Source organism: Pseudomonas sp. REST10 (assembly GCF_029542605.1).
GTDB classification, from domain to species: Bacteria; Pseudomonadota; Gammaproteobacteria; order Pseudomonadales; family Pseudomonadaceae; genus Aquipseudomonas; species Aquipseudomonas khazarica.
The window spans coordinates 3,876,612-3,893,960 of the sequence record NZ_CP035677.1; the positions used below are offsets into that span (position 1 = coordinate 3,876,612).

The 17,349-nt window shown below is 64.5% G+C and carries 22 protein-coding genes; 9 read left to right on the forward strand and 13 right to left on the reverse strand.

Annotated elements, in window-relative coordinates; all coding sequences use genetic code 11:
* Positions 1-29: 29 nt before the first annotated feature.
* Positions 30-758 (reverse strand): thioredoxin fold domain-containing protein, encoded by a 729-nt coding sequence (locus EWH21_RS18220; RefSeq protein ID WP_047589945.1) that lies wholly within the window; start codon positions 756-758, stop codon positions 30-32.
* A 289-nt stretch (positions 759-1,047) separates the two neighbouring features.
* Here EWH21_RS18220 and EWH21_RS18225 point away from each other — a divergent pair, with 289 nt between their 5' ends.
* The 3 genes from EWH21_RS18225 to EWH21_RS18235 are packed head-to-tail and all read left to right on the forward strand — an operon-like array spanning position 1,048 to position 2,844.
* Entirely contained in the window at positions 1,048-1,473 is a 426-nt protein-coding gene (locus EWH21_RS18225) for an organic hydroperoxide resistance protein (protein WP_036994554.1), read from the forward strand.
* A 58-nt stretch (positions 1,474-1,531) separates the two neighbouring features.
* Entirely contained in the window at positions 1,532-1,792 is a 261-nt protein-coding gene (locus EWH21_RS18230; protein ID WP_277699001.1) for a DUF2790 domain-containing protein, read from the forward strand.
* Positions 1,793-1,827: 35 nt separating this feature from the next.
* Entirely contained in the window at positions 1,828-2,844 is a 1,017-nt protein-coding gene (locus EWH21_RS18235; protein WP_152489399.1) for an alpha/beta hydrolase, read from the forward strand.
* Positions 2,845-2,903: 59 nt separating this feature from the next.
* Here the strand turns inward: EWH21_RS18235 and xerD are convergent, their stop codons facing one another.
* Positions 2,904-3,800, reverse strand: a complete 897-nt coding sequence (gene xerD, locus EWH21_RS18240; protein ID WP_037049426.1) for a site-specific tyrosine recombinase XerD — start codon at positions 3,798-3,800, stop codon at positions 2,904-2,906.
* 207 nt (positions 3,801-4,007) lie between these two features.
* Here xerD and EWH21_RS18245 point away from each other — a divergent pair, with 207 nt between their 5' ends.
* Together EWH21_RS18245 and EWH21_RS18250 are read left to right on the forward strand one after the other, a co-directional pair.
* Positions 4,008-5,864, forward strand: a complete 1,857-nt coding sequence (locus EWH21_RS18245; protein WP_175252772.1) for a sodium:proton antiporter — start codon at positions 4,008-4,010, stop codon at positions 5,862-5,864.
* A 77-nt stretch (positions 5,865-5,941) separates the two neighbouring features.
* Positions 5,942-6,622, forward strand: a complete 681-nt coding sequence (locus EWH21_RS18250; RefSeq protein WP_277699003.1) for a hypothetical protein — start codon at positions 5,942-5,944, stop codon at positions 6,620-6,622.
* 12 nt (positions 6,623-6,634) lie between these two features.
* Here EWH21_RS18250 and EWH21_RS18255 read toward each other — a convergent pair whose 3' ends face one another.
* The 6 genes from EWH21_RS18255 to ffh form a co-directional block, all read right to left on the reverse strand.
* Complete coding sequence (locus EWH21_RS18255) at positions 6,635-7,048, reverse strand: acyl-CoA thioesterase (protein WP_037049434.1); 414 nt, start codon at positions 7,046-7,048, stop codon at positions 6,635-6,637.
* A gap of 112 nt (positions 7,049-7,160) precedes the next feature.
* The gene (gene rplS, locus EWH21_RS18260; RefSeq protein WP_003246155.1) at positions 7,161-7,511 is read right to left on the reverse strand and encodes a 50S ribosomal protein L19; all 351 of its coding nucleotides are present in this window, start codon (positions 7,509-7,511) and stop codon (positions 7,161-7,163) included.
* 42 nt (positions 7,512-7,553) lie between these two features.
* Positions 7,554-8,297: a tRNA (guanosine(37)-N1)-methyltransferase TrmD gene (gene trmD / locus EWH21_RS18265; protein ID WP_277699006.1), complete on the reverse strand. Its 744-nt coding sequence runs from the start codon at positions 8,295-8,297 to the stop codon at positions 7,554-7,556.
* Between the two features lie 5 nt (positions 8,298-8,302).
* Positions 8,303-8,839, reverse strand: coding sequence for a ribosome maturation factor RimM (gene rimM, locus EWH21_RS18270; RefSeq protein ID WP_037049438.1), 537 nt, complete (start codon positions 8,837-8,839; stop codon positions 8,303-8,305).
* 8 nt (positions 8,840-8,847) lie between these two features.
* Complete coding sequence (rpsP, locus tag EWH21_RS18275; RefSeq protein WP_003246162.1) at positions 8,848-9,099, reverse strand: 30S ribosomal protein S16; 252 nt, start codon at positions 9,097-9,099, stop codon at positions 8,848-8,850.
* Positions 9,100-9,240: 141 nt separating this feature from the next.
* The gene (gene ffh / locus EWH21_RS18280; protein WP_037049441.1) at positions 9,241-10,617 is read right to left on the reverse strand and encodes a signal recognition particle protein; all 1,377 of its coding nucleotides are present in this window, start codon (positions 10,615-10,617) and stop codon (positions 9,241-9,243) included.
* A gap of 158 nt (positions 10,618-10,775) precedes the next feature.
* On the opposite strand from ffh, the gene ccsA reads away from it, so the two are divergent.
* Positions 10,776-11,576, forward strand: coding sequence for a cytochrome c biogenesis protein CcsA (gene ccsA / locus EWH21_RS18285; RefSeq protein ID WP_037049443.1), 801 nt, complete (start codon positions 10,776-10,778; stop codon positions 11,574-11,576).
* 10 nt (positions 11,577-11,586) lie between these two features.
* Entirely contained in the window at positions 11,587-12,873 is a 1,287-nt protein-coding gene (locus EWH21_RS18290; protein WP_037049445.1) for an HlyC/CorC family transporter, read from the forward strand.
* On the opposite strand, the gene EWH21_RS18295 is transcribed toward EWH21_RS18290, so the two are convergent.
* Genes EWH21_RS18295 through EWH21_RS18315 form a run of 5 tightly spaced genes read right to left on the reverse strand, consistent with a single transcriptional unit; the run spans position 12,845 to position 16,108 of the window.
* A complete protein-coding gene (locus EWH21_RS18295; RefSeq protein WP_277699007.1) occupies positions 12,845-13,579 on the reverse strand; it encodes an SGNH/GDSL hydrolase family protein in 735 nt (244 codons plus the stop codon). The genes EWH21_RS18290 and EWH21_RS18295 overlap by 29 nt on opposite strands.
* Complete coding sequence (gene purT, locus EWH21_RS18300; RefSeq protein ID WP_047589954.1) at positions 13,576-14,757, reverse strand: formate-dependent phosphoribosylglycinamide formyltransferase; 1,182 nt, start codon at positions 14,755-14,757, stop codon at positions 13,576-13,578. Before purT ends, EWH21_RS18295 begins: the two co-directional genes overlap by 4 nt.
* A gap of 21 nt (positions 14,758-14,778) precedes the next feature.
* A complete protein-coding gene (locus EWH21_RS18305; protein ID WP_047589956.1) occupies positions 14,779-14,976 on the reverse strand; it encodes a DUF1289 domain-containing protein in 198 nt (65 codons plus the stop codon).
* Positions 14,969-15,493 (reverse strand): gamma carbonic anhydrase family protein, encoded by a 525-nt coding sequence (locus tag EWH21_RS18310; RefSeq protein WP_037049457.1) that lies wholly within the window; start codon positions 15,491-15,493, stop codon positions 14,969-14,971. The genes EWH21_RS18305 and EWH21_RS18310 overlap by 8 nt, the downstream gene beginning before the upstream one ends.
* Positions 15,494-15,505: 12 nt before the next feature.
* Positions 15,506-16,108, reverse strand: a complete 603-nt coding sequence (locus EWH21_RS18315; protein ID WP_277699008.1) for a CoA pyrophosphatase — start codon at positions 16,106-16,108, stop codon at positions 15,506-15,508.
* Between the two features lie 148 nt (positions 16,109-16,256).
* Between EWH21_RS18315 and EWH21_RS18320 the strand changes: the two genes are divergently transcribed.
* Both EWH21_RS18320 and EWH21_RS18325 read left to right on the forward strand, forming a co-directional pair.
* Positions 16,257-16,811 carry an NUDIX hydrolase gene (locus tag EWH21_RS18320; protein ID WP_037049459.1) on the forward strand — a complete coding sequence of 185 codons (555 nt, stop codon included), beginning with the start codon at positions 16,257-16,259 and terminating at the stop codon, positions 16,809-16,811.
* Positions 16,812-16,829: 18 nt separating this feature from the next.
* Positions 16,830-17,333, forward strand: coding sequence for a L,D-transpeptidase family protein (locus EWH21_RS18325; protein WP_277699009.1), 504 nt, complete (start codon positions 16,830-16,832; stop codon positions 17,331-17,333).
* Positions 17,334-17,349: the final 16 nt, after the last annotated feature.

Below are 17,349 nucleotides of genomic sequence, written 5' to 3' on the forward strand. Positions count from 1 at the left end.
GAAGCGGCTGTTTGTTAGTCAATCCGCACTCAATCGTTCGACTCCAGGGCGATCCTGGCCAGCTGCGGCGCCGGCTGGTAACCCGGAATCATCTTGCCGTTGGCCAGCACGATGGCCGGCGTACCGTTGACACCGATCATCTGGCCCAGCTGATACTGCTTGGCCACCGGGTTGTCGCAGTCCGCCTCCGGCACCGCCTGACGAGTCTTGGCCAGGTTCATCGCCGCCTGGCGATCCTTGCTGCACCAGACGCTGGCCAGCTCCTTGGCTGCCGGGCTGTTCAGGCCCTGGCGCGGGAAGGCCACGTAGCGCACTTCGACGCCCAGGCGATTGAGCTCCGGCACTTCGCTGTGCAGCTTCTGGCAGTAGCCACAATCGGTGTCGGTGAACACGGTGATATGGGTTTTCGGCGCCTTGGGCGCGAACACCACCATTTCCTTGGCCGGAATGGCATTGATCTGCTTGGCCACCGCACGACTCTCTTCGATCTCGGTGAGGTTCACCGCCTTGCCATCCTTGACCTGGAACAGATAGCCCTGGATCAGGAACTGGCCGTCCGCACTGGTGTAGAGCTGCCGCCCACCCTCCAGCTGAACCTGATAGATGCCCGACATCGGGCTCTCGGCAATGGCTTCGATCGGCAAGTTGGCGTCGAGCGACTTCAGCGCCTGACGAATGGCCTGGTCAGGTTCTGCAGCCATCGAGACGCCAGCGCCCAGCATGAGCGCCAGGGCAGCGGAAATACGGGTCAGGGACATGAACACTCCTGTCGAACGACGGACCGGTGAAAATCGCAACAGCCTACCACAGATGGCATCGCAGACAGCCGAACAGCTAACAGACGGCGCACGCGCCAGCAGCACACGGGCATTTTACGCGCCCCTCTTCGCCACTTATTCCTGCGCAGAATATCCATATAGCGAAATACTCGATAAATTTATCTTGCGTGCAAATCTTTTGCGCAATACAGTTCGCCCCATGGAATGGTTAGCGCACAAATCATTGGCGAACCACTCCATCCAACCCCAACCCAAGAGGATTACCGCCATGACCATCGAAAACGTTCTCTACCGTGCAACCGCCGAAGCCTTTGGTGGCCGTGAAGGCCGCGCCGTCTCTTCCGACGGCATCCTGGACATCGCCCTGACCACCCCGAAGGAACTCGGCGGCGCAGGCGGCAACGGCACCAACCCCGAGCAACTGTTTGCAGCCGGCTATTCCGCCTGCTTCCTCGGCGCGCTGAAGTTCGTCGCGGCTCGCGACAAGCTGAGCATTCCGGCTGACACCTTCATCGAAGGCACCGTAGGCATCGGCGCCATCCCCACCGGCTTCGGCATCGAGGTCGAGCTGCGGATCAGCCTGCCCGGCCTCGCCCCTGAAGCCGCACAGACCCTGGTGGATCGCGCGCACATCGTCTGCCCGTACTCCAACGCCACCCGCGGCAACATCGACGTCACCCTGACCATCGTCTGACAGACAGTAGCCAGCGCTCGCGGCCAGGACCCGAGCGCTGCCCGAGAGGAGAAGCAGCATGAAAACCCGCCCCCTGTTCGCCATCGCCCTGACGATTCTCTCGCTTGGCGCCTCGCTGACCAGCGTCGCCCACGGCGCGCAAGCCACGCCCTATCGCTACGGGCAGGACCTGGATATCGCCAAGGTGATCGCCATCGAGGTGCCGAATAGCCCGCAGTGCGAGGTCGTGACGGCGAAGATGACCTACCGCAACAGCGCGGGCGAGGTGCACGTCCTCGACTACGAACAGCTGTCCAGCGTGTGCAGCAACCAGAACTGAACCCAGCAGCCCTACCTAACGACAGGAGTTTGACCATGAACATCTCTCGCACCCTGACCGCCGGGCTGCTCGCCCTGGCCATCGGCAACAGCTTCGCCGCCGGCAGCCCCGGCGTGGAACGCAACACCCAGGGCTTCCTCGACGCACTGGCCGCAGGTGCTGGCCAGCCCCTGGAAACGCTCGCCCCGAAAGACGCCCGCGGCGTGCTGGTGGGCGCCCAGGCCAGCGTCAAGGTGGACCTGTCCGGCATCACCGTGGAGACCAGGACGATCGATGTGGACGGCCAAGCCATCACCCTCAAGGTGGTGCGTCCCGAAGGCGCTCGCGGCGTACTGCCCGGCTTCATGTTCTTCCACGGTGGCGGCTGGGTACTGGGTGACTATCCGACCCACGAGCGGCTGATCCGTGACCTGGTGGTGGGCTCCGGCGCCGCGGCGATCTACGTCGACTACACACCGTCGCCGGAAGCCAGGTACCCGACCGCGATCAACCAGGCCTATGCAGCGACCAAATGGGTCGCGGACAACGGCAGCAAGATCGGTGTCGACGGCTCGCGCCTGGCCGTGGCCGGCAACAGCGTCGGCGGCAACATGGCGGCCGTGGTCGCCCTCAAGGCGAAGGCCGCCGGCACACCGAAGCTGCGCTTCCAGTTGCTGCTGTGGCCGGTCACCGATGCCAACTTCAACAACGCGTCCTACAACCAGTTCGCCGAAGGCCACTTCCTGACCCGCGGCATGATGGAATGGTTCTGGGACAACTACACCAGCGACCCGAAGCAGCGTAACGAGATCTACGCCTCGCCGCTGCGCGCCAGCCTGGAACAGCTGCAGGGCCTGCCGCCGGCACTGGTGCAGACCGCCGAGATGGACGTGCTGCGTGATGAAGGCGAAGCCTACGCCCGCCGCCTGAACGCCGCCGGCGTCGCGGTCACCTCGGTGCGCTACAACGGCATGATCCATGACTACGGGCTGCTCAACGTGGTCGCGGAGGTCCCGGCGGTACGCAGTGCCATGGACCAGGCCGCCCAGGCGCTGAAGAACAGCCTGAAATAAACCACCGGCAGAACGCACCCCGCCCTCGGCAACGACGGCGGGGTTTCGTTCATCCGCGATCAGCCGCGCGGATGATGCTGGGCGTGCAGTTCCTGCAGACGCGCGCGGGCGATGTGGGTATAGATCTGCGTGGTGGACAGGTCGCTGTGCCCCAGCAGCATCTGCACCACGCGCAGATCGGCACCATGGTTGAGCAGGTGGGTGGCGAAGGCATGCCGCAGGGTATGCGGCGACAGTGCCTTGGCGATCCCCGCGACACGGGCCTGGTGCTTGATCCGGTGCCAGAAGGTCTGCCGGGTCATCTGCTCACCACGCAGGCTGGGAAACAGCACGTCACTGGGCTTGCCGCCGAGCAACAGCGGGCGCGCCTCGCGCGTGTAGCGCTCGATCCAGGCGATGGCCTCCTCGCCCAGCGGCACCAGGCGTTCCTTGCTGCCCTTGCCGAACACCCGCAACACCCCCTGGCGCAGATTGACCTGCTCCAGCGTCAGGCCCACCAGCTCGCTGACCCGCAACCCGCAGGCGTAGAGCACCTCGAGCATGGCGCGATCGCGCAGGCCGATGGGGTCGTCCAGATCGGGCGCCTGCAACAGGGCCTCGACATCGGCCTCCGACAACGACTTGGGCAGCGGCCGACCGATCTGCGGCAGGTCGACCTGCAACGTCGGGTCTTCGCCGATCAGGGTCTCGCGCAGCAGGAAACGGTAGAACCCCCGCAGCCCGGACAGGAAGCGCGCCGTCGAGCGCGCCTGGTAGCCCTGCTCCAGGCGCCAGGCCAGGTGATCGAGAATCGCGTCGCGGCCGATGTGCTGCAACGCCAGGCCACGCGCATCCAGCCAGGCGTTGAAGTGCTCCAGGTCGCTGCGATAGGCAGCCTGCGTATGGGCGGAGAGCCCCTTTTCCAACCACAACGCCTCGAGGAAGCGCTCGATCAGGGGATGAGTTAACGTTGACATCGACGACCCATGACAAAATGTGCCGCTAGTTTTCCACAGCCTCACCGCGATAGGGCAACTCCATAGCCGTGGGCGAGGCAGCCAGCGCAAGGCAAGAACAGGCGAAGACGTGCAGTCTACCCGCTATGCAATGAGCACTTTGCGCCTGTTTTCGACGCAGTGATGGCCACGCAGGCAGTTTCCAGAAATACCAGATAGGGAGATTCGATGAGCGAAACACAGATCCTGCTGAGCCTGGGCGGCATCGGCCTGCTGGCACTGGCCAGCCAATGGCTGGCCTGGCGACTGCGCCTGCCGGCCATTCTGTTCCTGCTGTTCGGCGGTATTCTCGCCGGCCCCCTGCTGGGTCTGCTCGACCCGCAGGAGCTGTTCGGCCCGTTGCTGTTTCCCTTCATCTCGCTGGCCGTCGCCCTGATCCTGTTCGAAGGCAGCCTGACCCTGCACCTCTCCGAATGGCGCGAGATCGGCAAGGTCGTGCATCGCCTGGTGACCCTCGGCGCCCTGCTCACCTGGGCCGTGATCAGCCTGGCCAGCCACTACCTGCTGGGCTTCGCCTGGGACCTCGCCCTGCTGTTCGGCACCCTGACGCTGGTGACCGGCCCCACGGTGATCGCCCCGATGCTGCGCGTGGTTCGCCCCACGTCGGCAGTCGCCAACATCCTGCGCTGGGAAGGCATCGTCATCGACCCCATCGGCGCCCTGCTGGCGGTGGTGACCTTCGCCTTCATCGTCAGCTACGGCGAGGGCAATGCGCTGAGCGAGAGCCTCAGCACCTTCGCCGCTGTGATCGCCTGCGGCAGCCTGCTCGGCGCCGCCGCCGGCTGGGCCTTCGGTATCGTCCTGCGCCGCCGCTGGCTGCCGGAATACCTGCACAACTTCGCCTCGCTGGCCGCCGTGCTGGGCATCTTCATCGCCGCCAACCTGCTGGTGCACGAGTCCGGCCTGCTGGCGGTGACGATCATGGGCATGTGGCTGGCCAACATGCGCGGCGTGGACATCCGCCCGATCCTGCATTTCAAGGAGAACCTCAGCGTGCTGCTGATCTCCGGCCTGTTCATCATCCTCGCCGCCCGGCTGGACCTCTACGCCCTGCTGGCCCTGGGGCCGGCGACGCTGGTGCTGCTCGCCGTGATCCAACTGATCGCCCGGCCGCTGAATATCCTCGCCTGCACGCTGGGCTCGAGCCTGAACTGGCGTGAACGCGCCCTGCTGGCCTGGATCGCCCCGCGCGGCATCGTCGCCGCAGCGGTCTCGGCGATCTTCGCCCTGCGCCTGGAGCAGCAGGGGAACGAACAGGCCCAGCTGCTGGTGCCACTGACCTTCCTGGTCATCATCGGCACCGTGGTGCTGCAAAGCGCCACGGCACGCCCGCTGGCGCGCCTGCTGAAGGTGACGGAACCCTCGCCGAGCGGCTTCCTGATCGTCGGCGCCAACCCGGTCGCCCGCGCAGTGGGCAAGGCCATCCAGGGGCTCGGCAGCCAGGTCCTGCTGACCGACTCGAGCTGGGAAAACATCCGCGCCGCGCGCATGGCCGGATTGCCCACCTACTTCGGCAACCCGACCTCGCAACACGCCGAAGCGCACCTGGACCTGGTCGGCCTCGGCCACCTGCTGGCACTGGCGCCGTCGGCGGAGCTGAACGCCCTGGCCTGCATGCATTTCCGCCATGACTTCCCGAGCAACCGGCGCTTCACCCTGCCCACCAGCGCCGACGGCAGGCGCAGCGACAAGCATCGCAGCAGCGATGAAGTACGGGGCACGGCGATCGGCAGCCAGGCGCTGAGCTATCCTCAATTCGCCAGCCGGCTGGCCCGTGGCGACGAGGTCCGCAGTACCACCCTGAGCGAGACCTTCGATTGGGATGCCTACACAGCGCTGTACGGCAAGCGCGCGACCCTGCTGCTGGCCCGCGCACCCAACGGCTGGCTGCACATCGCCACCCAGCCGCTGGCCTTCACACCCGGCACGGGCTGGACGCTGATGGCACTTATCGAAACAGAGGAAACAGCACCTGCCGCGCCCGTAGAGGAACAACCCGCGGCCACGGGATCGACTGCGGGGTAGCCTATCTTTGGTTGGGTGACAGACAGGGATGTCACACCCATGATTCCACCATGCCATCACACACTTGGTAGCCCGTCATGTCCCAGCACGTCAACTCTCGACTCGGCCAGATACTGATCAACAAGGGACTGATCAGCACCGCGCAGCTGGATGCTGCCATCAAGGTACAGCTGACCAGCCACAAGCGCCTCGGCGAGGTGCTGGTGGAGCAGGGTCTGCTGACCCAGAAGCAACTGGGCAAGGCGCTGAAGAAGCAGAGCAACCTGCGCCTCGCCGCCACCCTGGTGGCCGCGCTGATGACCCCCTTTCAGATGGCCAGCGCCGACATCCAGCGCCTGCAGCCCCCCAGCACCATCAGCCAGGAAGAAACGCCGCGAGGCATGCAGTCACTGAGCGACAGCGAGATGAGCGAGGTCAGCGCGCAGGGCCTGGACGACGCGCTGCAGGGGTTGCTGCTGCGTGCGGAAAGCGGCGACGGACTGGGCACGGTCAAGCAGCTGGCCAAGCTGGTGATGCCGGTACTCGACAACCTGGACGCCGAAACCCGCCTGAGCGACGTGCGCTACGACACCGGCAAGCTGCGCTCGACGCTGAACAATGACGGTTCGTTCAACGTCAACCTGCCCAGCTCGATCGGTGAGCTGCGCTTCGACAACATCCGGGTCAAGGGCGCCCCTGCCGGCCAGAGCTTCGGCAACCTGAGCCTGCACAACATCGACCTGTCGCAGGCCAGCCTGAAAGTCAGCCTGCGCCCCTGAGCCGCTGCACGCCTACTGCGCGAAGCCCGGCAGCACCGGCACCGGCTTCTGCTGCTCGTCGACGGCGACGAAGCTGAAACTGCCGCTGATGGCCCGCTCGCGCCCCTCCTGGTAAAGGCCCTCGACGAACACCTCGACCTCCACCTTGAGGCTGGTGTTGCCAACCTTGACCACCCGACCGATCAACTCGACGATCGACCCCGCCGGGATCGCATGCTTGAAATCGATACGATCGCTGGACACGGTCACCAGCGGCAGGCGGCAGAAACGCGTGGCGGCGATGAACGACACCTCGTCCATCCAGGCCAGCGCCGTGCCGCCGAACAGGGTGTTGTGATGGTTGGTGGTCGGCGGGAACACCGCCTTGGTCACGCGGGTTTCCGACAACTGGGTACGCCGCTGGATTTCCTGCTCTCTCGGGGTCATGCCACGACTGCTCATTCTATGGATCGACCTGGCCACGAAACCCATCGGTCAACGCGGCCCAGAAACGAAAAAAGCAGCCCGTAGGCTGCTTTTTTCAGAGAAGCGTCCGAACTTAGGACAGCTTTTCCTTGATGCGCGCGGCTTTGCCGGACAGGTCGCGCAGGTAGTACAGCTTGGCCTTGCGCACGTCACCGCGACGCTTGACGCTAAGGCTGTCGACCAGCGGGGAGTAGGTCTGGAAGGTACGCTCGACGCCTACACCGCTGGAGATCTTGCGCACGGTGAAAGCGCTGTTCAGGCCACGGTTACGCTTGGCGATAACGACGCCTTCGAAGGCCTGCAGACGCTGACGGTCGCCTTCCTTCACTTTCACTTGCACGACAACGGTGTCGCCCGGTGCGAAAGTCGGGATTTCTTTGTTCATCTGCTCGGCTTCGAGCATCTGGATAATCTTGTTGGTCATGCTGCGCTCCTAAGACAAGCCTCCCGGCCTGCCATCGATACGTTAACTATCGTCCCGCTGGCGGATGTATTCCTCCAGCAGCTTCTTCTCTTCTCCAGAAAGCGAGCGGCTATCCAGAAGATCAGCGCGACGTTCCCAGGTCCGACCAAGGGACTGCTGCAAACGCCAGCGCCGGATGTGTTCGTGGTTGCCACTAAGCAACACGTCAGGAACACGTTTATCCGCATACACCTCCGGTCGGGTGTAGTGCGGGCAGTCGAGCAGGCCATCCGTAAAGGAGTCCTCCTCGGCCGAATCGGCATGACCCAATGCACCAGGCAAAAGGCGCGTCACCGCATCGATCAGCACCATGGCCGGCAGCTCACCGCCGGACAGGACGTAGTCGCCAATCGACCACTCCTCATCGACATGCGTCTCGATGAAACGCTCGTCGATGCCTTCATAACGACCGGCGATCAGGATCAGTGCATCCTCCTGCGCCAGCTCGCGGACCGCCGCCTGATTCAGACGACGCCCCTGCGGCGACAGGTAAATCACCTTCGCCGTCTCCCCCGTGGCTTGCCTGGCGCTGGCCAGGGCATCCTCGAGAGGCTTGATCTTCATCACCATCCCCGGGCCACCGCCGAAGGGACGGTCATCCACCGTATGGTGGCGATCCGTTGTGTAGTCCCGCGGATTCCAGCAGTTGAGCTTGAGCAGCTCCTGCCTCACCGCACGACTGGTGATGCCGTACTCGCCAATGGCGGCGAACATCTCTGGGAACAGCGTGATGACTTCTACGCGCATGAGCCTTAGAAATCCGCATCCCAGTCGACCCGCATCTCGCCAGCGGCCAGGTCGATCGACAGCACGCATTGCTCCGTATAGGGCAACAGCCGCTCGCGATCATCCAGGCTGCCCGCGCAGGCCTTGACCACCATCACATCGTTGGCACCGGTCTCGAACAAGTGGTCGATCACACCGAGCAACTGCCCTGCCTGATCGATGACCTTCAAGCCCTGCAACTGGTACCAGTAGAACTCACCTTCCTCCAGATCCGGCAGCTCGCTACGCGGCACGCAGATCTCGAAACCGGCGTAGCTACGCGCGACTTCGCGATCATCCAGACCCTTCAACTTGGCTACCAGCACCTTGCCTTGCAGGCGGCCGCTGGCCAGTTCCACTTTCTTTACCTCACCGTCACGCTTGAGCGTCCAGTTTCGGTAATCGAGCACGTTATCGATGGGATCGGTAAAGGAGTACACCTTCACTTCACCCCTGACGCCGTGCACCGAGACAATCTTGCCGAGAACGATCAGGTCCTCGGCGACGGCCGGCGTCGTACTCATAAAGATGCTTAGGCAGCAGCCTTGGCAGCTTCCTTGAGCAGCTGAGCAACACGCTCAGACGGCTGAGCGCCCTGGCCCAGCCAGTAGGTCGCACGCTCTTGGTCGACGGACAGACGCACTTCGCCACCGGCAGCGATCGGGTTGAAGAAACCGATACGCTCAACGAAACGACCATCGCGCGCATTGCGGCTGTTGGTCACGGTCAGGTGGTAGAAGGGGCGCTTTTTGGAGCCGCCACGAGCAAGACGGATGGTTACCATGTGAACATCGTTCCTATAGTCGGTGCTAACTTGAGGCACACATTAAAAATGGGCCTAGGCCCGAAAGGCCGCATATTTTAAGGATTATGCGGCGGTTTGCAAATCTCTTTTTCCAGCCGGCCATCGACCGGGCTGCAGAGATCAGAATTTCGGCATGCCGCCGCCAGGCAACATGCCGCCCATGCCGCGCATCATCTTGGCCATGCCGCCCTTGGCGGTGAATTTCTTCATCATCTTCTGCATCTGCTTGTGCTGCTTGATCAGACGCCCGATGTCCTGCACCTGGGTGCCGGAACCCTGCGCGATACGGCGCTTGCGCGAACCGCTGATCATCTCCGGGTCACGTCGCTCGGCAGGCGTCATCGAGTTGATGATCGCCTCCATCTGCTTGAACTGCTTCTCGGCTGCGCCCTGGGCGTTGCCCATCTGCGACAGGTTGACGCCGCCGATGGACGGCAGCTTGTCCATCAGGCCGCCAAGGCCGCCCATGTTCTTCATCTGCTGCAGCTGGTCGCGGAAGTCTTCGAGATCGAAGCCCTTGCCCTTCTTCAGCTTCTTGGTGAGTTTCTCGGCCTTCTCGCGGTCGAGGGTCTGCTCGGCCTGCTCGATGAGGCTGAGCACGTCGCCCATGCCGAGGATGCGCGAGGCGATGCGATCAGGGTGGAAAGGCTCGAGCGCATCGCTCTTCTCGCCCATACCGATGAACTTGATCGGCTTGCCGGTGATATGTCGCACCGACAGCGCGGCACCGCCACGGGCGTCGCCGTCGACCTTGGTCAGCACCACGCCGGTCAGCGGCAGCGCGTCACTGAACGCCTTGGCCGTGTTGGCAGCATCCTGGCCGGTCATGGCATCGACCACGAACAGCGTCTCCACCGGCTTGACCGCCGCGTGCAGCGCCTGGATCTCGGCCATCATTTCGGCGTCGACGGCCAGGCGACCGGCGGTATCGAGGATGACCACGTCGATGAACTTGAGCTTGGCCTCGCGGATCGCCGCGTTGGCGATGTCCACCGGCTTCTGGCTGGCATCGGAGGGGAAGAAGGTGACGTCGAGGTCGCCAGCCAGGGTTTCCAGCTGCTTGATCGCCGCCGGACGATAGACGTCGGCAGAGACCAGCAACACCGACTTCTTCTTGCGCTCCTTGAGGAACTTGGCCAGCTTGCCGGCGGTGGTGGTCTTGCCCGCACCCTGCAGACCAGCCATCAGCACCACGGCAGGCGGCGCGGCATTCAGCGCCAGGTCCTCGTTGGCCGCGCCCATCAGCTCTTCCAGCTCGGCGCGGACGATCTTCACGAAGGCCTGGCCCGGGGTCAGGCTCTTGGACACCTCGGTGCCGACGGCGCGTTCCTTGACCTTGCCGACGAACTCCTTGACCACCGGCAAAGCCACGTCGGCTTCGAGCAGCGCCATGCGCACTTCACGCAGGGTGTCCTTGATGTTGTCTTCGGTCAGCTTGGCCTTGCCCGTGACGTTACGCAGCGTCTGGGACAGGCGATCGGTAAGATTTTCGAACATGCGCGTTCCTTGAATAGGGTGCGACCCGGCGTACCGGATGTGCGACAAGCGGCGGATTATAGCGAAGTCGCCGAGCGGCCGACACCGCCGCCAGTCTTTCGTGCCGATACCCTTCTGTGCCACACTCAGCGCCTTTCGGGCTCGCCTTACACGGATTTATGCACCCTCTGTTGCCCAGTCTTGCCGCCGCCTTCCTTTATGCCGGCGCCACTGCTTATCAAGGGCTGCGCCTGACCAAGCGCAGCATCCCGGACAAACGCCTGCTGGTAGCGCTCGGTACGCTTGCCCTGTGCCTGCATGTCGTCAGCCTGTTCTTCCAGCTGTATGACGCCCACGGCCTGAACCTGGACTTCTTCAACGCCGCCAGCCTCATCGCCTGCGCCGTCATCGCCCTGATCCTCCTGGCCTGCGCACGCATTCCGGTGGAGAACCTGCTGTTGCTGCTGTTTCCGCTCGGCACCCTGACGGTGCTGGCGGCGGAATTCATTCCCAGCGGCACCATCAACCCGATCGACGAACACCCCGGCATCCTCGCCCACATCCTGTTCTCGATCCTGGCCTACGGCATGCTGACCATCGCCGTGTTCCAGTCGGTCCTGCTGCTGCTGCAGGACTACCAGCTCAAGCACAAGCATCCATCTGGGCTCATCCGCAACTTCCCGCCGCTGCAGACCATGGAGAGCCTGCTGTTCGGCTTCCTCTTCGCGGGCTGGCTGCTGCTGTCGCTGTCGCTGCTGTCCGGCGCGCTGTACATCGACGACCTGTTCGCCCAGCACCTGGCGCACAAGACCATCCTGTCCTGCTTCGCCTGGGTGGTGTTCGCCGTTCTGCTCTGGGGTCGCCACCAGCTCGGCTGGCGCGGCCACAAGGCCATTCGCTGGACCCTCGCAGGGTTCTGCCTGCTGATGCTGGCCTACTTCGGCAGCAAGCTGGTACGCGAATTCATCCTGCATATCTGAGGCAGCCGTCGTGGACGACCTTCATTCGAGCTATCTGCTCGGCCTGCTGATTTTCCTCATCCTCTGCTCGGCGTTCTTCTCCAGCTCCGAGACCGGCATGCTCAGCCTCAACCGCTACCGGCTCAAGCACCTGGCCAAGGAAGGACACAGTGGCGCCCGCCGTGTCACCCGCCTGCTCGACCGGCCCGACCGCATGCTCGGCACCATCCTGGTCGGCAACAACGTGGTGAACATCCTCGCCGCGTCCATCGCCACCGTACTGGCCGTGGACATGTGGGGCGAAGCCGGGATCGCCATCGCGACGGCCGGCCTGACCATCGTCGTGCTGATTTTCGGCGAGATCACCCCCAAGACCCTGGCGGCGCTGCGCCCCGAGCTGGTGGCCTTCCCCGCCAGCCGCGTACTGAGCCTGCTGCAACGCGTGCTCTATCCCGTGGTCTGGCTGACAGGCGTGATCAGCAACGGCCTGCTGCGCCTGTTCGGCGTCGACCCGGCGCAGCGCGCCAGTGACAGCCTGTCCACCGAGGAACTGCGCAGCGTGGTGCGCGAATCCGGTTCCGAGCTGCCGAAGAATCGCCAGAACATGCTGCTGGGCATCCTCGATCTGGAGCGGGTCACGGTCGACGACATCATGATTCCGCGCAACGAAGTCGCCGGCATCGACCTCGACGACGACCTGGAAAGCATCGTCGGCCAGCTGCGCAGCACACCGCACACCCGGCTGCCGGTATTCCGCGGCGACATCAACCAGATCGAGGGCGTGGTGCACATGCGCCAGATCGCCCGCCTGCTGAGCCACAACCAGCTGACCAAGGAAGCCCTGCTCGCGGCCTGCCACGAACCCTACTTCGTGCCGGAGAACACGCCGCTGTCGACCCAGCTGATCAACTTCCAGAAGCAGAAGCGCCGCATCGGCATCGTCGTCGACGAGTACGGTGACGTGATCGGCATCGTCACTCTGGAAGACATCCTCGAGGAGATCGTCGGTGACTTCAGCAACCAGGACAGCCTGCGCAGCCCGGACATCCACCCGCAGGAAGACGGCACCCTGGTCATCGATGGCGCTGCCTACATCCGCGAAGTGAACAAGACCCTCGGCTGGCACCTGCCCAGCGACGGCCCCAAGACCCTCAACGGCCTGATCACCGAAGCGCTGGAGAGCATCCCCGACAGCAGCGTCTGCCTGAAGATCGGCCCCTACCGCCTGGAAATCCTCCAGGCGGCGGAAAACCGCGTGAAGAGCGTGCGTGTCTGGCAGGTGGAAAAGGTCAAGACGGACGCTGCAGCAGCGGACTGAGTCGCCCGGCGAGGCCCTCGCCCCATACCCGATAGCCCAATGCCGAAGGGTGGTAACCATCCTCGGCCAGGTAGCGCGCCTCGAACGGCAGGTCCAGTGCGCAATGCAGCGCCCCAGAACGCTGCGCCAGCGCTTGCAGCTCACGATCCAGCAGACTCGCCCGCCAGCCCATCAACTGACGCAACAGCCAGGGCAACGCCGTGAAGTGCCGCAGGGGCGGCACAGCGCTGAACGCCACGTGACAGCCCTGCGCCCGGAAAGCCTCGGCCATCTCGACCAGCGCCTGGTGCCAGCGCCTGGCCGGAGTGAGATGCGTGGTGTCGTTGACCCCGAAGACCAGCAGCACCAGGTCAGCCGGCTCGGCCAATGCCTGCGGCAACAGGCGCTCACACGCCTGGCGCGCGGTGATGCCGTTCTCGCCACAGGCGCGCCACTGCACCGGTCGGCCGAGGCGCTCGGCCAGCGCGGCAGCCAGGCAGCTTGCCAGCGCCTGATCGAAACCCCGCACACCGACGCCCGCCACGGTCGACTCGCCGATCAGCAACAGACGTAGCGGTTCACCCGGCCGATCGGCGCCCGCCAGTCCGCAAGGTTCACCCTGCGCCACGGGCAGGCGCAGGGCCGTGCGCCGCGTATGCACGGCCAACGGCAGCGCGATGGGCAGCAATGGCAGAGTCGCCAGCCACCACAACGCGTGCCGGCTCACAGCTGGACGCGAACCGCTTGCGCGCTGCGCAGGGCCTTGGCCCGGGCAGCTTCGATGGACTCGTCGCGAGCCAGCGCCACGCCCATGCGGCGCTGCCCCTTGACCTCGGGCTTGCCGAACAGACGCAGCGCCGTGTCCTCTTCGCTCAGGGCGGCACCGAGATTGGCGAAGCTGGCCTGCTGCGAGCTGCCCTCGACCAGGATCACCGCCGAAGCCGACGGCCCCATCTGGCGAATGAGCGGAATCGGTAGGCCGAGAATGGCCCGTGCATGCAGGGCGAACTCGGACAGCTCCTGGGAGATCAGGGTCACCAGGCCGGTGTCGTGCGGACGCGGCGACACCTCGCTGAACCAGACCTGGTCGCCCTTGACGAACAACTCGACGCCGAACAGGCCACGCCCACCGAGCGCCTCGGTCACCGCCAGCGCCACGCGCTCGGACTCGGCCAGTGCCTTCGGGCTCATCGGCTGCGGCTGCCAGGACTCCTGATAGTCACCACCCTCCTGGCGATGGCCGATCGGCGCGCAGAAGCTGGTGCCACCGGCATGACGCACGGTGAGCAGGGTGATCTCGTAGTCGAAATCGATGAAGCCCTCGACGATCACCCGGCCCTTGCCCGCACGCCCGCCTTCCTGGGCGTAGTCCCAGGATTTCTGCAGGTCGGCATCGCTGCGCAGCACGCTCTGACCCTTGCCGGAGGAACTCATGATCGGCTTGACCACGCAGGGATAGCCGACGGACTTCACCGCCGCGGCGTAGTCCTCGTAGGTGTCGGAGAAATGATAGGGCGAGGTCGGCAGCCCCAGCTCTTCAGCCGCCAGGCGACGGATGCCTTCACGGTTCATGGTCAGTTGCGCCGCACGCGCGGTGGGCACCACGTTGAACCCCTCGGCCTCCAGCTCGACCAGCGTGGCGGTGGCGATGGCCTCGATTTCCGGGACGATGTAGTGCGGCTGCTCCTTCTCGATCACGGCACGCAGGGCGGCGCCGTCGAGCATGTCGATCACGTGGGCGCGATGGGCGACCTGCATCGCCGGGGCGTTGGCGTAGCGGTCGACGCCGATCACTTCACAACCCAGACGCTGCAGTTCGATGACCACTTCCTTGCCGAGCTCACCGCAACCACAGAGCAGTACACGGGTCGCACTCGGCGATAGAGGGGTTCCAATACGGGGCATGAATGTTCCTCGAACAGTGAATCAGGAGGGGATCAGTAAATGGCCCGAAGCGCGGGCGCGCTCCAGGCAGCGTTGCAGCACCTCGCGGCGCTCGGCATTGTCCATGCGGCCCCAGCGGGTGATTTCGGCAGCCGTGCGCTGACAGCCGATGCAGATGTCCTGCTCGTCCAGCGCGCAGACATGCACGCAGGGAGAGCGCACGGGTTTCTCGTCATTCATCGTCAACGACCAGCTCTCGGGCATAGCGCTGGGCATTATGAACGTAATGGGCGGCACTGGCCTCCAGCATCTTCTTCTGCTGCTCGGTGAGCTCACGCACCACCTTGCCTGGGCTGCCCATGACCAGGCTGCCATCGGGAATGACCTTGCCCTCGGGAATCAGGCTGTTGGCGCCGATGATGCAGTTCTTGCCGATCTTCGCGCCGTTGAGGATGACCGCATTGATGCCGATCAGGCTGTAATCGTCCACCGTGCAGCCGTGCATCATCACGTTGTGGCCCACGGTGACGCCCTTGCCCAGGGTCAGCGGAAAACCCATGTCGGTGTGCATGACGGTGCCATCCTGCACGTTGCTGTTCTCACCGATGTGGATCAGCTCGTTGTCGCCACGCAGCACGGCGCCGAACCAGACACTGGCCCCCGCGTCCAGACGAACCTTGCCGATCAGGTCGGCGCTGGGCGCGACCCAGCTTTCGGGATGGGCGTCGACACGGGAGCCTCCCAGGCGATATTTCATGCTCGTCAGTCCTCAGCGCAGGTGTATGAAGTGTTCGGGCGGCTGGTGCAGGGCAATCCCGGAGTCGTAGAGCAGGTTGACCAGCTCCACGACCATGATCGCCGTCAGCCCCCAGATGCGATATTGGTCATAGGTGTAGGACGGCACGTACCAGCTCTGCCCGAGGTAATCGATACGGTGAGTGACTTCGCGCGGGTCGCTGCGGAAGAACTCCAGCGGCACGGAGAACACCGAGGCGATCTCCGCATCGTTGGCCTTGTACTCGACGTAATCGGGCACCAGCCCGACATAGGGCGTGACGCGGATGCCGTGGCGCGACACCAGCGGGCTGAGCGGTCCGAGCACCTCCACGAGCCCCGGTGGCAGACCCACCTCCTCCTCGGCCTCGCGCAGCGCGGTATGCACCAGGTCACGATCCTCCGGATCACGACGCCCACCGGGGAAGGCAACCTCACCGCCGTGGGTCGACAGGCCGCTGGCACGCAGGGTCAACACCAGTTCAGGTTCGTCGCTACGGGTGATGGGGACCAGCACTGCCGCCTCGGGGAAGCTGTGCCCGGCCTCCAGAGGGCGCGGTCGATAATCGCGCACGCGATGGAGCAACTCGTCCAGCATGGCCATACTCGGAGTCTTGTTTTGCCCGGCATCATGGCATGAAAGCGGCCGCACGCCCAACCCCGACGAAAGGGCTGGCCGGCCAGAATCGCGGGCTTGCCGGCCCGAACCAGGACCGCCAAGATAACGCCATGAACGAGGATCAGGCATGAAATTCTGCAGCCAGTGCGGCAACCCGGTCACCCGCATGATCCCAGCGGGCGACAACCGCATGCGCCACGTGTGCAGCCAGTGCACCACCGTGCATTACGAGAACCCGCGCATCGTCGCGGGCTGCCTGCCGGTGTGGGGCGAGCAGGTCCTGCTGTGCCGGCGCGCCATCGAGCCGCGCCGTGGCTACTGGACCCTGCCGGCCGGTTTCATGGAGAACGGCGAGACCATCGAACAGGCAGCGGCCCGCGAGACCCTGGAAGAGGCCTGCGCGCGGGTACGCGACCTCAGTCTCTATACCCTCTTCGACCTGCCGCACATCAGCCAGGTGTACATGATGTTTCGCGCGGAGCTGGTCGACCTCGACTTCGCCGTGGGCGAGGAAAGCCTGGAGGTGCGCCTGTTCGACGAAGCGCAGATCCCCTGGTCAGAGCTGGCTTTCCCCACCATAGGCCGTACCTTAGAATGCTTCTTCGCCGACCGTCGGCAGAATCTCTTTCCGGTACGCAACGAACCCCTCGAAGCGCTGCGCGCCCACTACACACCCCGTTGACCCTTGCGGACGATCCCGATGCGCTGGTTGCTGCCCCTGCTTTGCCTGACCCTCAGCCTCAATGCCTTCGCCAGCACCACGCCGGCGAGCGGCACGCGCACCGTCGACAAGGTGCTCATCCTCAAGTCCGAGCGCCAGCTGCACCTGCAGCAGCGCGGCGAGACCATCAGGTCCTACCGCATCTCCCTGGGCAAGCAACCCACCGGCGCCAAGCAGCGCGAGGGCGACCTGCGCACGCCGGAAGGCTTCTACTGGATCGACTGGCGCAAGCCGAGCGACAAGTACCAGTTGTCGCTGCACATCTCCTACCCCAATGCCCGTGACCTGGCATACGCGAAGAACGCCGGTGTGCCACCGGGCGGCATGATCATGATCCACGGCACGCCGCTGGACGAGGAGTACCCCGAGTGGTTCTTCCACACCCTTGACTGGACCGAAGGCTGCATCGCCATGAAGAACGACGACATGCGCGAGGTGTGGAGCCTGGTCAAGGACGGGACGCTGATCGAGATTCGCCCCTGAGGTCACGCCACGAAAA